At 70.4% G+C, this 14,212-nt stretch carries 15 protein-coding genes; 9 read left to right on the plus strand and 6 right to left on the minus strand.

Translation table 11 applies throughout. The features are described 5' to 3' along the window. Positions 1 to 6: 6 nt before the first annotated feature. Both ABZ725_RS10820 and ABZ725_RS10825 read left to right on the plus strand, forming a co-directional pair. Positions 7 to 231 (plus strand): hypothetical protein, encoded by a 225-nt coding sequence (locus ABZ725_RS10820; protein ID WP_358802359.1) that lies wholly within the window; start codon positions 7 to 9, stop codon positions 229 to 231. Between the two features lie 96 nt (positions 232 to 327). Then, positions 328 to 684: a hypothetical protein gene (locus ABZ725_RS10825; RefSeq protein ID WP_358802360.1), complete on the plus strand. Its 357-nt coding sequence runs from the start codon at positions 328 to 330 to the stop codon at positions 682 to 684. 44 nt (positions 685 to 728) lie between these two features. Here ABZ725_RS10825 and ABZ725_RS10830 read toward each other — a convergent pair whose 3' ends face one another. Next, positions 729 to 1,190 carry a VOC family protein gene (locus tag ABZ725_RS10830; protein ID WP_358802361.1) on the minus strand — a complete coding sequence of 154 codons (462 nt, stop codon included), beginning with the start codon at positions 1,188 to 1,190 and terminating at the stop codon, positions 729 to 731. A 211-nt stretch (positions 1,191 to 1,401) separates the two neighbouring features. On the opposite strand from ABZ725_RS10830, the gene ABZ725_RS10835 reads away from it, so the two are divergent. Then, positions 1,402 to 2,094, plus strand: a complete 693-nt coding sequence (locus tag ABZ725_RS10835) for a DUF6445 family protein (protein WP_358802362.1) — start codon at positions 1,402 to 1,404, stop codon at positions 2,092 to 2,094. A 23-nt stretch (positions 2,095 to 2,117) separates the two neighbouring features. Here ABZ725_RS10835 and ABZ725_RS10840 read toward each other — a convergent pair whose 3' ends face one another. After that, entirely contained in the window at positions 2,118 to 2,681 is a 564-nt protein-coding gene (locus tag ABZ725_RS10840; RefSeq protein WP_358802363.1) for an FxLYD domain-containing protein, read from the minus strand. 125 nt (positions 2,682 to 2,806) lie between these two features. Between ABZ725_RS10840 and ABZ725_RS10845 the strand changes: the two genes are divergently transcribed. Beyond that, on the plus strand, positions 2,807 to 3,319 hold the full coding sequence (locus ABZ725_RS10845) for a hypothetical protein (RefSeq protein WP_358802364.1): 513 nt from the start codon (positions 2,807 to 2,809) through the stop codon (positions 3,317 to 3,319). Between the two features lie 30 nt (positions 3,320 to 3,349). Here the strand turns inward: ABZ725_RS10845 and ABZ725_RS10850 are convergent, their stop codons facing one another. Together ABZ725_RS10850 and ABZ725_RS10855 are read right to left on the minus strand one after the other, a co-directional pair. Further along, complete coding sequence (locus tag ABZ725_RS10850; RefSeq protein WP_358802365.1) at positions 3,350 to 4,270, minus strand: M23 family metallopeptidase; 921 nt, start codon at positions 4,268 to 4,270, stop codon at positions 3,350 to 3,352. 63 nt (positions 4,271 to 4,333) lie between these two features. Continuing rightward, positions 4,334 to 5,269 (minus strand): glycosyl hydrolase, encoded by a 936-nt coding sequence (locus ABZ725_RS10855; RefSeq protein WP_358802751.1) that lies wholly within the window; start codon positions 5,267 to 5,269, stop codon positions 4,334 to 4,336. A 264-nt stretch (positions 5,270 to 5,533) separates the two neighbouring features. Between ABZ725_RS10855 and ABZ725_RS10860 the strand changes: the two genes are divergently transcribed. The 4 genes from ABZ725_RS10860 to ABZ725_RS10875 all read left to right on the plus strand — a co-directional run bounded on the left by ABZ725_RS10860 (position 5,534) and on the right by ABZ725_RS10875 (position 10,178). Further along, entirely contained in the window at positions 5,534 to 6,388 is an 855-nt protein-coding gene (locus ABZ725_RS10860) for a hypothetical protein (protein WP_358802366.1), read from the plus strand. 318 nt (positions 6,389 to 6,706) lie between these two features. After that, positions 6,707 to 8,428 carry a lysyl oxidase family protein gene (locus tag ABZ725_RS10865; protein ID WP_358802367.1) on the plus strand — a complete coding sequence of 574 codons (1,722 nt, stop codon included), beginning with the start codon at positions 6,707 to 6,709 and terminating at the stop codon, positions 8,426 to 8,428. A gap of 105 nt (positions 8,429 to 8,533) precedes the next feature. Further along, positions 8,534 to 9,049 carry a hypothetical protein gene (locus tag ABZ725_RS10870; protein ID WP_358802368.1) on the plus strand — a complete coding sequence of 172 codons (516 nt, stop codon included), beginning with the start codon at positions 8,534 to 8,536 and terminating at the stop codon, positions 9,047 to 9,049. Between the two features lie 196 nt (positions 9,050 to 9,245). Continuing rightward, entirely contained in the window at positions 9,246 to 10,178 is a 933-nt protein-coding gene (locus tag ABZ725_RS10875) for a helix-turn-helix transcriptional regulator (RefSeq protein WP_358802369.1), read from the plus strand. On the opposite strand, the gene ABZ725_RS10880 is transcribed toward ABZ725_RS10875, so the two are convergent. Next, positions 10,153 to 10,971 (minus strand): lipase family protein, encoded by an 819-nt coding sequence (locus ABZ725_RS10880; protein ID WP_358802370.1) that lies wholly within the window; start codon positions 10,969 to 10,971, stop codon positions 10,153 to 10,155. The genes ABZ725_RS10875 and ABZ725_RS10880 overlap by 26 nt on opposite strands. A 343-nt stretch (positions 10,972 to 11,314) precedes the next feature. Here ABZ725_RS10880 and ABZ725_RS10885 point away from each other — a divergent pair, with 343 nt between their 5' ends. Continuing rightward, a complete protein-coding gene (locus ABZ725_RS10885; RefSeq protein ID WP_358802371.1) occupies positions 11,315 to 12,712 on the plus strand; it encodes an LCP family protein in 1,398 nt (465 codons plus the stop codon). Between the two features lie 223 nt (positions 12,713 to 12,935). Here ABZ725_RS10885 and ABZ725_RS10890 read toward each other — a convergent pair whose 3' ends face one another. Continuing rightward, positions 12,936 to 14,168, minus strand: a complete 1,233-nt coding sequence (locus ABZ725_RS10890; RefSeq protein WP_358802372.1) for a sensor histidine kinase — start codon at positions 14,166 to 14,168, stop codon at positions 12,936 to 12,938. Positions 14,169 to 14,212 lie beyond the last annotated feature (44 nt).

The following is a 14,212-nucleotide window of genomic DNA, read 5'->3' on the forward strand; positions in this document are numbered from 1 at the left end:
GACCTGATGACGACGATGCAGTACTTCTGGCGGCACCCGCTCGCCCAAGAGGTGCGGGGGCAGGGCGTCGAGCAGGGAAAGATCGAGAAGAGCGTTGAAATGACGCTGAGCATCCTGCGCTGGCGCGGCATCGAGGTTCCTGATCACGTCCGCGAGCAGCTCACCGTCTGGTCCGAGCGGGCTGTCCATGCCACCGTCGCCGATGATCTGTTCGCTGGGCCGAACGGATGACAGAGAAACCTTCCCGCTGCTGATCGTCGCGTAGGGGGCGCAGCCGGTGGCAAGGGTGCAGGCGAACCTGGCTCTTCTCACGAAACGAGAAACTTCGTGCGTCTTCGGCACTCCCTCGCCGCCGCCTGCGGGACCCTCGCCCTCACGGCCGTTCTGGCCACCCCTGCCCAGGCCGCGACCGGCACCTTCGGGTACAAGGTCATCGGTCTCGACGGGCAGCCGCTGCCGGTCAGCCTCTCCGACCCGGCAAGCGGCGAGTGCATCACGCTTCCCGAAGTCGCGGATCCGGACGCCTCCTCGCCCGCCTTCGCCCCGCACAACGACACCGACGAGTTCGCGATCGTCTTCACCGAGCCCGACTGCTCCGGCGACACCTGGACCCTGCGTCCGCACGGCCGTCCCGCCTCGGACCGGCTCCAGCTGCGTTCGGTCTTCTTCTACCGGGGTCAGTAGCGAGGCGAGGGAACCCCGTCCGGGGCGGACGGGGTTCCCTCGCGTCAGTCCAGGCAGAACTCGTTGCCCTCGGGGTCGGTCAGCACGATCCAGCCCGCGCTCATCGGGGGAGCCGGCTCGTGGCGGCGTACGCGCGTCGCTCCCAGTGCGACGAGCCGGTCGCATTCGGCCTCCAGCGCCGCCATCCGCTCCTCCCCCTCCAGCCCGGGAGCCGCACGGACGTCGAGGTGGACGCGGTTCTTGGCGACCTTGTCCTCCGGCACCTGCTGGAAGAACACCCGCGGGCCGCGTCCGTCCGGGTCCTCGATGGCAGACCTCGTGTTGCGTTCCTCCTTCGGTACGCCGATCCGCGCGAGGAAGTCGTCCCACGCGGCCAGCGGGTCGGACCCCTCGGGCAGGTCGACCCCGGGCGGGGCGGGATGGACGTAGCCCAGTGCGTCGCGCCAGAAGGACGACAGCGCCCGCGGGTCATGGGCGTCGAAGGTGACCTGGATGTGGCGGCTCATCGGGTTGCTCCGATCGTGACGGGATACGTGACGAGATGCGTGGCGGGACGCGTGACAGGTCGCGCGTCCGTGAAGGCACTCTGACACCCATGGAGGACAGAATCGGTCCTATATGCCGCTGTCTCGGTTGACGGAACGTTGACCACTTCCCGGGCGAATCCCGACCAGAACGCGGGCGAGTCCTGGTGGAGCCCCGACCTAGATTCGCTGCATGTCCATGCCACAGCGGGCCCCGCAGGCCGCACCGCTTCCCGTCCTGCCCTACCGCAAGCCCACCAAGGGCCGGGACTACTGGGTCGTCGACGACGTCTTCCCCGACGCCGACATCGCCGCCATCCGCGCGCGCTGTCTCGCCAAGGACGACTGGGTCAAGGGGTATCCGTACACGGCGGAGAGCTGGCCCGGACTGCGCACCATGCCGGGGCTGGAGCCCGCCGAACTCGGGCGCGTGGAGCGGCTGGTGAGGAAGGCGACCGGCGCGCAGAAGCTGTGGGTGCAGCAGGCTCCCGGCGGCGGCACCCTCAACCACAACTGCATCCAGGTCGTCGGCGAGGGCGAGAGCACGCCCCGGCCGCACTCCGACTCGCGGTCGCTGTGCCGGTACGCGGCCGTGCTGTACCTCAACCCGTCCGTCCCCAAGGACTGCGGGACCAGCTTCTACCGGCAGTCCCTGCCCGGCGGCCGGCTCGGCGGGAACGTCGTCCAAGCGCCGCACAACAGCCTCGTCGAGGCCCTCGGCACCCGGTTCGTCGCGCCGGACGCCTTCGAGGAGGACGTCCGGGTGCCCCACAAGTACAACCGGCTGCTGCTCTACAACGCCAACCTCGTGCACACCGCGACCGGTTACTCCGGCACCACGCTGGAGGAGAAGCGGATGACGGCCGTCTTCTTCTGGATGGCCTAGGCCCTGGCGGTCACCCGTATGTCCTAGTAGCGCACCGCCTTCGCCACCTCCGTCTTCACCTCGCCGGAGAGCTTGCGGTTGCTGCGGGCCGTGGCCTTGCCGGTCTTGCCCGCCGCCACGTCGGAGACGGTGACCAGGACCGCGTCCAGCCGGTTGCCGCTCGCGTCCTCGAAGTCCACCTGCACGGCGAAGGACTTCGTCGAGTCGGCGCTGTTGGTGACCGTCACCTCGACCGCGCTGCGGTCGCCGTCGGCCGCGGGCGTGCCGAGCTTCACATCGTCCTTGACGTCCGTGCCGCCCTTGATCTCGTCCAGCTCGCGGCCCACCTCCGCCGTCGCCGACGCGTACGCGTCCGAGGCCGACGACGCGACTGAGGACGCGAGCGAGGACGCGGCCGCCGTCGCCTCGCCGGCCACCGATCTGGCGGCCGACTCGGCGGCGGAGGCCGCCTTGCTGGCCGCACTGGACACGGAGGAGGGCGTGTCTTCGTCGGAGCAGCCGGTCAGCAACGCGGTGCAACAGAGCGCCGTCGCCACCAGCAGTACGCCCTTCCTCAGGCTCGTCCGTTTCAGGCTCGTCCGTGCCATCTCGCCTCCAAGATCAATCCTCCGGAGATTCCAGTGAAGGGGCCGACCGGCCCGCCCGCATGCCGGCTCACCCATACGGCGCACCCCCCGTGGTGGCGACCCTCCCCCGGACGGATGGTCGGAACATGAGCGATCAGCCGCACTCCCAGCCCCCGCCGTCGAGGCGCAAGGAGTCCCCTGTCTGGGACCCGTCCCACCAGGGCACCGGCACGCCCGGCTCGACGTCGGCTCCGTCCGCGGGCGGTGGGCTGGCCGCCGGCGGGGTGGTCTTCGGAGGCGTGCTCATGTTCGTGAGCGGGGTCCTCGCCGTGTTCCAGGGCATCGCGGCGATCGCCGAGGACGACGTCTACGCCCGGGTCGGCAGCTACGCCTACGAGATGAACCTCACCGGATGGGGCTGGCTGCTGCTCGCCGTCGGCGTGGTCGCGACGTTGACGGGCTGGGCGCTGCTCGGCGGGATCGAGAAGGCCGAGTGGGCGCGGGTCAGCGGCATCACGCTGGCCTCGCTGAGCCTGATCCTGCAGTTTCTGTTCCTGCCGTACGCACCGTTCTGGGCGGTCATCCAGATCTCCATCGACGTCTTCGTGATCTGGGCGCTGTCCGTCTACCGGCCCCACTCGTCTCACGGGACTCACTAGTTCCGTCGACAGGCTGGACCCCTACGGCCGTCAAGGGAGCGCCGGCGTTCCCGACACCGGTACCGCCTTCCGGCGCAGCCAGGGCAGCGGGGCCACCTCGGAGCCGAGATAGGGGGTGATCCGTACCTCGAAGTGCAGGTGCGGGCCGGTCACGTTGCCGGATGCGCCGGAGAGGCCGATGCGCTGGCCGGCCGTCACGCGCTGGTCCTTGCGCACGTCGATGCGGGACAGATGGGCGTACTGCGTGAAGTAGCCGTCACCGTGCCGGATCAGGACCTGGTTGCCGAAGCCGTCGCCGCAGGTCGTGGCGCGGACGGTGCCGGCGCCGACGGCGTACACGGGCGTCCCGGAGTCCACGGCGAAGTCCTGGCCGGTGTGGCGGCGGGCCCAGCGGGAGCCCTTGGCGGCGTAGCCGGCGGAGAGCCAGTAGCGCCGCATCGGAGCGGTCCAGAGGTCGGCGCGCGACTCGGCCGCGGGCTTGGGCTCGGACTTGGGTTCTGACCCTGACTCTGGCTCTGGCTTGGGCTTGGGCTGGGGTGAGCGGCTGCGTTGTCCGAAGCGGCAGCGGCCGCCCCGCCCGGACGGGTCGACGGCGACCGGGTCGCCGGAGCCCCGGGCCCCGGCCCGCAGCCGGTCCCACAGCCCGTCGCGGACGGTCCGACGTCGGCGTTCGGCGTCCTTGATCGTCGAGGCCGTGGCGTCGGACTCCCGGAGCCGTTCGACCCGCTTGCGGGCCGCCTCGTGCGCGCGGACGGCGCGGGCGGCATCGCCGCCTCTGTTGTTCCGGTCGTACCCGTCGTACCCGCTGTACCCGCTGTACCCGGTGTTCCCGTGGCTTCCGGCTCCGGCCGGCACGGCGGCGAGCGCGAGCAGGAGCAGGGCGAGGAGGGCGAGCAGGGTGGCCCGGACCCCGGGTGCGGCGCGAAGGTGCGCGTGGTGTTCTCGTCCCATCCTGGGATCATCGGACCGGTGGCGCGGCCGGGGAGGGGAAGGGGCCGGGCGGGTCGGCGAGGTTCAGCCGAACGGCCCCGCGACCAGCGCACGGTAGACCGCCGAGGACCGGGGGTTGTCGGGGCACCGCCACACGCCGTGCGGGCAGTAGTCGCTGACGGTCTGGTAGAGCGGACGGTGCTCGGCGAACCAGGTGAGCATGCCCCGCACGTACTCCGGGTTGTCGCCGTTGCGGTACAGCCCCCACTCCGGATACGAGACCGGCTTGCCGTGCGCCCGCGCGAACCGCACCTGCGCGGCGAGCCCGTACGGCTCGGCGACCTGCTTCTCGAAGGACATGCCGTGCGGCTGGTCGTAGGCGTCCATGCCGACGACGTCCACATACCGGTCGCCGGGATAGCACTCGGTCCACGGGACGGCGTCCAGCCCCCGACTGGGCGTGAACTCGAACCGGAACCCCTGCCCGCCGCGCCCGCCCCCGTTCACCGATCGCATGGCCTGGACGATCCGCACCCAGTACCGCTTCCAGGCCTGTGGATCGGGCCCGCACCGATGGGTGTAGGTGACCCCGTTCATCTCCCACCCCAGCACCAGCACGGCATCGGGCACCCCGAGTCCGACGAGCCGCCGGGCCAGTGTCCGGAAGTGCTCGTCGTAGTCGCCGCGAGCGCCTCTGCGCAGTTCCTCCCGCACGACCGCGTCCGGCAGGTCCTCCTCGGTGCCCTCCAGCATCGGCACGTTGAGGACGAACATCCGGTCGGCGCGGGCCTTCCGCCACCGCGCCCAGTACTCCAGATACCCGGGCGCGCCCTCGATGTTGCTCCACCGGTCCCCCGGGAGATACGCGTGCCCGACGCGAGGGGTGGCCGCGCCGAGCCAGGCGTCGAGCCCCGCGATCCGCCGCACGGCGGCGTCGTCGTACCCGACGTACGCCCCGAACGCCCCGGGCGGCGCACCTGCCCCGTGCCCGACGGGAACGCACGCGGGCCCGACGAGCAGGGCGAGGGCGGTGAGCAGCGCGGTCAGCGGAACCCGAAGGGAGCGAAAGGGATGTAGGGAGCGAAGGGAGTGAAACACCGGCTCATGATGACGTCCACGCCCCCCTCCCCACCCCGGACTCGCCACGGAACCACCCGGACGAAGTCACGGCCGAAACACGGCAACCCGGACGGCCCCCGGCGGCAACCCGGAGAAGAACGAAGCAGGGAACGAAGCACGACCGCGAAAGCAAGTGAATCCCGTACCCCACACGAGGAGTTCACCGTGCACAGGCATTCCGCAAGACTGCTCACCGTCCTCGCGGCGCTCGCCGCGTTCCTCTTCCACTCGACCGGCGTCGCCGCTCCCCGCGCCGAGGCCGCCGACGAGTGGAGCCCGCCGTCGAACCTCGTCCAGCCGCTGAACCAGGTCTGGAACCACGTCTCGACGACCTACCCCGACCTCTACGGCTTCCGGAACTACGGCTGGGACCAGGTCATGGCCAACCGGGGCAGCATCAACTACTGCGTCCGCTGGGAGTCCGACGCCCCCGTCGGCACGGCGCTGCGCGACCAGATCCACGCGGCCCTGAAGAAGCAGTTCGCCAAGTGGACGGCCGCGCAGGTGGAGAACGGCCGGGGTTACAACAACTGGCCGTACACCACGGTCCCGGTCAACATCGTCGGCTGGGCGGTCAAGAACCGCGCCACCCTCCAGTGGACCGACAACTCGGTCGACGTCTACACCAACGTCCTCGACGAGGCCGGCGCCCCGCAGTGCGCCCCCGACTGCGGCCGCTTCTTCCACCAGGACGGCAACTACTCCCGTTGCCCCGGCGGCACCGCCCGCCACTACGACCAGTCCCTCTGGCTCACCAAGGGCTTCCAGGGCGGCGCCGGCGGCGACTGGGGCCAGCGGGTCGGTCAGGAGTACTTCACGTCCGTCGTGAACCAGGAGAACATCCACATCTACCTGCACGAAGTCGGCCACACCTTCGGCCTCGACGACTTCTACGACTGGACCCCGACCGGCCAGTGCTGCTTCCTCATGAACGCCGGCACCGCCACCCAGATCACCGAGTTCGACAAGTGGATGCTCCGAGACTTCTGGCGCCACCTGAAATCCAGATACGGCCTCTGACCCACCCCCCCGGCTCCAGGCCCACGGCGACGACCTAACCGGCCGTCGCCGTGCGGCTTTCGTGGAACGTTCTGTGGGCGAGGCGGCGGGGCTCACTCGGATGGGTGAACTTTTGGGGAACTGGGCTGTGGGGGGCGGTAGTTGACGGTGGTTCTTCCGCTGATGCTTGGCAACAGGCAACCCGGAACTGCCGTTTGGGACTCTCACAGGGTGCTCACAGTCATGGCCGGGGCGCGTGGGGTGCGTCCGGGTAGGTGGCCGGATCGTGGGCTGTCCAGTCCGATGCCACTGACCATGGCACTCGCAGACGAGGAACCGATGACCAGACAGCACCATCGCAAGGGCCTTCAGCGTGCGGCGTTCGCCGCGGGGGCCGCGCTCACCGTCGTCGCCGTCGCCGGGGCCGCTCCCGGCGCCGGTGCGGCGCCCGCGAGCACACCCGGCGTGCCGACGCTCAAGCTCGTCGCCGCGTCGAAATCCGTGATCCTCGACCGGTACGAGTGGGAGGGCGGGTTCAACCTCGACTTCGACCTCGGCACGTATGTCACGGTCGACAACGCGCCCCTCGAGATCAAGGTGACGCGCAAGTCGTACAAGGACCCGGTCGTCGCCCAGCAGATCCTGCGCGACGGATCGAAGGTGAAGACGAAGACGCTGCCCGCCGGGACCGTCAAGGACTTCAGCGGGCTGCCCGGCTTCCTGGAGGTGTCCGTCAAGGACGCGTCCGGGGCCGAGGTGCAGAAGACCACGGGCGCGTTCTGTCCCAACAACGCCTCCGGGCGGCTGCGTCCGGACGCCCCGGCGACCTCGCACTATCCGGAGAGCTGCCCCACCAACCCGTTCACGCTCGGCTCGGTGTGGGGCGTCGAGAAGGGCTGGGCGGCCAACACCACCGCCGTCGACTACGACCGGCAGATCGACCTGCCCGCGGGCGAGTACACGGCCCAGGTGTCGGTCGCGAAGAAGTACCGCGACCTGTTCGGGATCCCGAACGACCAGCAGACCATCAAGGTGACGGTCCGGCAGTACGACGACGGAGGGGAAGGCGGCGAGGGCGGCGTCGGCATGCGCTCGTCGATGTCGTCCTCTTCGTCATCGTCGTCGGCCCATGGCGGGCACGGCGGGCACTCCGCCGGAGCCATGGGAGCGCCCGGGGCCAACCACCACTACGGCCCCCGCGGCGCCGACGCCCCCACCCCCTCCGCGCTCTCCCACGCCCTGGAGGACCGCGGTCTCGCCCACCACCTCGGCGACGGCGCAGGTCACACCGACGGCTCCCGGATCGCGCCCGGGCTGAAGGCCAACGCCAAGCGGCCCACCGGCCGGGCGGGCCTCCCGGCCAACGTGCCGAAGCCGGACCTGCGTTCGCTCCCGGCCTGGGACATCGCCGTCACCGACGGCGAGGACGGCGACGCGCCCGGCAAGGACTACCTCGCCTTCAGCGCCAACGTCTGGAACGCGGGCCCCGCCCCGCTCGTCGTGGACGGCTTCCGCAAGCCCGGCGCCGACCTGATGGACTCGTACCAGTACTTCTACGACGCCGCCGGCAAGCAGATCGGCTACACCCCGGCCGGCACCATGGAGTGGGACCCGCGCATCGGCCACGAGCACTGGCACTTCACGGACTTCGCCAGCTACCACCTGCTGTCCGCGGACCAGAAGGACATCGTGAAGAGCGGCAAGGAGGCCTTCTGCCTGGCCAACACCGACGCCGTCGACTACACGGTGAAGAACGCCAACTGGCACCCCTACAACACCGATCTGTCGACCGCCTGCGGCCAGCAGAACTCCATCTCCGTGCGCGAGGTCCTCGACGTCGGCTCCGGTGACACGTACACCCAGTACCGTCCCGGCCAGTCCTTCGACATCACCGGCCTGCCGAACGGCACCTACTACATCCAGGTCATCGCCAACCCGGCGAACCGCCTCCAGGAGACCAACACCAAGAACAACGTCTCCCTCCGCAAGGTCGTCCTCGGCGGCACCGAGGGCGCCCGCACGGTGTCGGTCCCGCCGGTCGACCTGATCAACGCCCCGTAACCGACCCACCTCACCCGCAAGCACGGCCCCGGCCCGCCCGCGCGGACCGGGGCCGTCCCGTGAATCCGCTGGACAGCCCCACTGACCTGCTGCAACGCTCCACCCATGGCTCTGGCTCTGGTCGACCTCCTCGCCTCCACCGCGCTGACCGCCCGCCTCGGCCCGGTGCACGTCGGCGCATCCTGGGAAGCCGTCACGTCGGCCCTGGCCGCCGACCCCAGCGAAATCGGCTACCCGACGCGCCCACGCAGCCGCCTGCCCCGGCTCTACGGATACGGCGACCTGGAGATATCCGTCTGCCGGTGCCGCGAGGTGCGACTGGTGAGCGTTCCGACCTGGCGCGAGACCGTGGACCTGCCGCCGGAGCTCACCGGCGGGACGGGCTCCTTCCCCGGCGCCCCGTCCTACGCGGACGTCGTCACAGCGCTGGAGAGAGCCGGCTGCCCCTGGGAGCCCCACCCCGCGCTCACCTTCGGCGACCAGCGCACACTCCGGATCCCCTCGACCTCCGCCGCGTTCACCTTCGTCGTCCCGGCGGCCGGCGAGCCGTCGCTGCACGCCCTGGGCCTGCCGGACAACGGACACGAGTGCCCGCCGTCCCAGGACCGCCGAAAGCTGTGACCACCCCCGCGCGTCACATTTCTCGGCGGCCCGGGACTGTGAGCGGCCGGGACCGAGTCTGCCCAGTCGGCCAGGGGTGAGGGAGGGGCCGGATGGGCCTCTGGTTCACAATGCTGCGGCATGCATCCGCTGAGCCTGCCGGGAACGGCTGAGCCTGCCGGGAACGGCTGAGCCTGCCGGGAAAGGTCGAGAGGTCTTGAACAGACGCACCGAACTCCGCGCCTTCCTTCGCTCCAGGCGCGCCCGGCTGAGCCCGGCCGACGTGGGTCTGCCGACGTTCGGCGGGATGCGCCGGGTCCCCGGGCTGCGGCGCGAGGAGCTGGCGCAGCTCGCCGGGGTCGGCGTCGACTACTACATACGGCTGGAGCAGGGCCGCAACCACAAGGTCTCCGGCGCCGTGCTCGACGCCGTGGCCCGCGCCCTGCGCCTGGACGAGCTGGAGCGCGTCCATCTGCACCACCTCGCCCGCCCCGACCGCCGACAACCGCCCGCCGCGGACCGTGTGTCGGAAGGGGCGCAGTGGCTGCTGGACAACATGCCGGACACGGCGGCGTTCATCATGGGCCGCCGGACGCAGGTGCTGGCGTGGAACCGCCCGGCGTCGAAGATCTTCCTCGACTTCGACCCCGTGCCCGAGCGCAACCTGGCCCTCCTGGTGTACCGGCAGCCCGCCATCCGGCAACTGGTGCTCGACTGGCCGGTCCTGGCGCGCAACGTCATCGCCTGGCTGCGCCTGGAGGTGGGCCGCCATCCCGAGGACGAGGAGACGAACGCGTTCATCGCGGAACTCGCCTCGGAAGAGCCCGACTTCCTGCGGCTGTGGAACGAACAGGACGTCGTCGACCCCATGCACGGCACATACCGTCTCCGGCACCCGCTGCTCGGCGAGCTCACCTCCACCTTCCGGACGCTGCTCCTCCCCGAGGACCCGGACCAGCTGCTGATCGTCTACGCCATCGAGCCCGGTCCCGTCGGACCGGAACCCGAGGCGGCGGACGTGATCCGCAATCCGCCGCCGGGGCACGGGCCGGTGCAACCGGGCTGCTGCCCCACCCACGACATCGCCGTCTTCATCGTGCTGGGAGGTTCCGCTCCAGGTCCCGCTACAGATTCCGCTCCAGCAGCGTGACGTACGTGTCCATGAAGTGGTCGCGCACGCCGTCCGACGCGGGCGCGAAGGGATCGGCCGTCGCGCCCTTGACCTTGTCGGCGAGGAGTCCCAGCGCCGGCATACGGTCGTGGAGCTTGCCGGCGGCGTCGAAGTAGCGGACCGCGTCCACGTGCTGGAAGGCGGGCGTGGGCGGGACCTGCGGGACGATGTCGTTGTTGTTGACGAAGCGGAACGTGCGGCCCTTGAGCGCGGTGTCGTAGGCCTTGGCCAGGTCGCGGTCGCAGGTGCGCGGCTGGCCGTAGGTGTAGACGCCGTGCGGGACGAGGTTCGGGGCCTCGAAGTGCATGCGCGCCCCCGACAGCATGGCGAGCGCCCCGCCGAGGCTGTGGCCGGTGAACCAGACCGTCTGCCCGTCGTCCTTGAACTCGGCGACCGTGTCACGGACCTGTGGATGGACGACGTCCAGCGCCCGGTGGAAGCCGTAGTGCACGAACCCCTTCCGCGCCGGGCCGGGCACGGGCGGGGTGTTGACGTCGCTCAGCCAGTCGCGCAGGTTCTGCGGCTCGGTGCCGCGGAACGCCACCAGGACCATCCGGTCGCTCGCGGCGACGTACGCCTGGGTGTCGTCGATCGGGAACGGCATGGTGTGCGGCGAGGAGAAGTGGCGGAAGCGGTCGAAGCCCCAGGAGTGGGAGAGGTATTCGGCCTCCTCCGGTGACTTGTAGGCGGCGCGGGCGGCCTCGGCCAGCCAGTAGGCGTGCGCGACGGAGTAACCGGAGGCCGAGTGGTCGAGGGGCGTGGGGGCAGCCACGGGTGAGCCTTCCGACGAACGGGTGGGAGCGAAGGGGGATGCACACGGGTGGTGGGTGTGCGTTCGTCGATCCTTGCCGTCCGGTTCTCGTGGGCCGTGTTTCGACGTGGGGCGGACGGCGGGCGTGTGAGGGCAGTTCGGGGGCGCGCGGGGGCAACCCTTGTGTGTCTCCGTGAGTCTCCTGAGTCGCCTGTGCTTCTCGGACGTATTCCTACACGCATGTAGGGTTCCGTCGTTCGGCGGTGACCAACGCCGACGATCCGAGCACGGTGTACGGGGTGAGACGGCCGAAGCGGAGGGGCGAGCGCCGGTGAGCGGAACGAGAAGGCGTGGACGGCCTGCGGTGGAGGCGACGTCCGGCCGGGGGAACAGGGGCAGGGCGGCCGGAGCCAAGGGCGGCGGCACGCGGCTGACCCGGCGCGGACGGATCCTCGCGTGGAGCGCGGGCGTCACCGCCGTCGTCATCCTCGGGATGGGCGGGGTCGGCGCCTGGGTCTACAACGACCTCAACAACAACATCAACTCGGCCGACGTGGACGACAAGTTGGGCGAGGACCGCCCGGTCAACCTGAGTCCCGGCTCGAAGAACATCATGATCGTCGGTTCCGACAGCCGCGACGGCGCCAACGCCAAGTACGGCAAGGACCTGACCACCATGCAGTCCGACACGCTGATGGTGCTGCACATACCGGCCGACCGTAAGTGGGCCTCGGTCGTGTCCTTCCCGCGTGACTCGTGGGTGGAGATACCCGGTTGCGAGAAGGGCGACGGCAACTCGTCCTCCCTGCACCACGCGAAGATCAACGAGGCGTTCGCGATCGGCGGCAGCAACGGCAAGGTCGCCGAGGCTGCCGCCTGCTCCATCAAGACCGTCGAGTCCAACACCGGCCTGCGCATTGACCACTTCATGTCGGTCGACTTCTCCGGCTTCAAAGGCATGGTCGACGCGCTGGATGGCATCGAGGTCTGCCCCGAGCAGGCCATCCGCTCCGAGAAGGCCAACCTGAACATCGACGCCGGCTGCCAGACCGTCAAGGGCGAGGTGGCGCTGGGCTATGTCCGCGCCCGCTACGGCGTCGGCGACAACTCCGACATCGGACGCATCGGCCGCCAGCAGGAGTTCATGGACGCCCTGGCCAAGAAGGCCAAGTCCAAGCTCTCCAGCCCGAGCGCGATGCTCGGCTTCCTGCAGTCCGCCACCAAGTCGCTGACGACCGACCCCGACATGGCCGGCATCCAGCCGCTGACCGGGCTCGCCAACGAGCTCAAGGGGATACCGAGCGACCGGCTGAGCTTCCTGACCGTGCCCAACTACGGGCGTGAGGCCGACCAGCCCACCGACAGGGCCAACGTCGTCTGGCAGTACCCGCAGGCCGCCAACCTGTTCACCTCCCTGGCCAAGGACAAGGAGGTCACCAAGGCGCAGTTGGACGAGTTGAAGAAGAACGTGGTGTACGCCTCCTCCGTGAAGGTCCAGGTCCTCAACGGCACCGGGGTCTCCGGACGCGCCGCCGACGTCGCCGAGAAGCTGACGAAGGCCGGCTACACCGTCACCGGCACGGGCAACGCGCCCGCGACGGTGACGAAGACGACCGTCACCTACCCGACGGGCCTCGACACCAAGGCCGCCGTCCTCGCCTCCCGACTGCCCGGCCTGCAGCCGACGGCGGACAGTTCGGCCGCGGCCGACGTCATCACCCTGGTCGTGGGACCGGATTTGAAGGTCGACGACGTCGCCTGATCACGGCTGCTCATCGGTGGTCATCGGTGGGCGACGGTGGTCATCGGCGCCTCAAAGGTGGGGTAAGCTTGATCTTGAGCCGGTCACCGGAAAGCAAAAACGGTGAACGTCCTCTGCGTTGGTCGTCCAAGGAAAGATGCCCCGCTTCCTGCGGGGAGATGCAGGTGCAAGGCCTGCCCGGCGCTCCATAGAGAACGAGATCGAGAACGAGTCCCATCCCCGGTCAGGCGGGGTGGGACTCGTTCTTTTGCCCTGTGTGCAGGGGCAGTTCGGTGACGACCTCGTAGCCGCCGCCGGGCCGGTGCCCCGTCCGGACCCGCCCACCCGCCGACCGGGCCCGCTCCCGCATCCCCATCAGCCCGTACCCGGCTGATCCGGCCGCGGTCGGCGACTTCGGGCGGGCACTCCCGTCGTCCGTGACGGTGACCGCCAGTCGGTCCCCCGCGTACACGATCCGCACCTCGGCCGTACGGGCCCCCGCATGCTTGGTGACGTTGGTGAGGGCCTCCTGCACGATCCGATACGCCGTGAGGTCCGCGCCGGCGGTGAGCGGACCGGGCTCACCCTCGGTGCGCAGCGTCACGTCCAGACCGGCTCCCCTGAACGAGGCGGCCAGAAGGGGGAGTTGGTCGATCCCCGGGGTGGGGGAGGTGCCGGTGACGGATTGTTCGGCATCCCCGGCCTGCCGCAACAGGCCGACGGTGGCCTTGAGTTCGCGCAGCGCCGAGGCGGTGGTGCCGGTCAGGTCGGCGGTGAGACGGGCGGCCTCCTCCGGGCGGGCGGGGAGATGCCGGGCGACGGCCCCGGCCTGCAGTCCGGCCAGGACGAGGTGATGGGCGACGACGTCGTGCAGATCACGGGCGATGCGCATGCGCTCCTCGGCGACCCGACGGCGCGCCTCCTCCTCCCGGGTGCGTTCGGCGTCCTCGGCGCGGGCCTGGACGGCGTCCAGATAGGCGGCGCGCAGCCGGGTCACCGTGCCCAGCGAGGTGGGCAGCAGCAGCCAGGCGGTGGGACCGAGCAGCTTGAGCACCAGCGGTTCGCCGACCGGCCCGGCGAACAGACCGGTGCCGACGAGCACGGCGATGCAGGTGAGGGCGAAGGTGTTGGCGGTCCTGCGGTCGGTGGCGACGGCCAGCGAGTACAGGGCGACCATGAGCGGCGCGAGCAGCAGCACCGTGAGCAGGTATCCGAGCGCGGAGGCGGCCACCGCGCAGGCAAGGGTCACGGCGACCGTGCCGCGGGGGCGGTCGCGACGCCGGACCAGCGCCGCGCACGAGACCGCGGCCAGCACCACGCCGGGCCACCAGGGGACGTCCAGGTCCTGACCGGGGAACGTGATCACACTGCCGGGGAACGAACAGGCGAAGAGGGCGACGGCGACGGCCGCGTCGGGAACTCCGGGGGCTTTGGGGGCCAGGTGGGGTCTGGGCGGCCGGGCGGTCATGGAGGGCATGGGGGACGCTCCTGCTGCTTCAGGCACTTGTTCGCACCCTTGGA

It is taken from the genome of Streptomyces sp. NPDC006872 (assembly GCF_040635845.1).
GTDB lineage: Bacteria > Actinomycetota > Actinomycetes > Streptomycetales > Streptomycetaceae > Streptomyces.

What these genes read in the sequence shown, in the direction of transcription:
- ABZ725_RS10820 (WP_358802359.1), top strand. Translation starts at nt 7, where the DNA reads ATGACGACGATGCAGTACTTCTGGCGGCACCCGCTCGCCCAAGAGGTG.
- ABZ725_RS10830 (WP_358802361.1), bottom strand. Translation starts at nt 1,190, where the DNA reads ATGAGCCGCCACATCCAGGTCACCTTCGACGCCCATGACCCGCGGGCG.
- ABZ725_RS10835 (WP_358802362.1), top strand. Translation starts at nt 1,402, where the DNA reads ATGTCCATGCCACAGCGGGCCCCGCAGGCCGCACCGCTTCCCGTCCTG.
- ABZ725_RS10840 (WP_358802363.1), bottom strand. Translation starts at nt 2,681, where the DNA reads ATGGCACGGACGAGCCTGAAACGGACGAGCCTGAGGAAGGGCGTACTG.
- ABZ725_RS10845 (WP_358802364.1), top strand. Translation starts at nt 2,807, where the DNA reads ATGAGCGATCAGCCGCACTCCCAGCCCCCGCCGTCGAGGCGCAAGGAG.
- ABZ725_RS10850 (WP_358802365.1), bottom strand. Translation starts at nt 4,270, where the DNA reads ATGGGACGAGAACACCACGCGCACCTTCGCGCCGCACCCGGGGTCCGG.
- ABZ725_RS10865 (WP_358802367.1), top strand. Translation starts at nt 6,707, where the DNA reads ATGACCAGACAGCACCATCGCAAGGGCCTTCAGCGTGCGGCGTTCGCC.
- ABZ725_RS10870 (WP_358802368.1), top strand. Translation starts at nt 8,534, where the DNA reads ATGGCTCTGGCTCTGGTCGACCTCCTCGCCTCCACCGCGCTGACCGCC.
- ABZ725_RS10890 (WP_358802372.1), bottom strand. Translation starts at nt 14,168, where the DNA reads ATGCCCTCCATGACCGCCCGGCCGCCCAGACCCCACCTGGCCCCCAAA.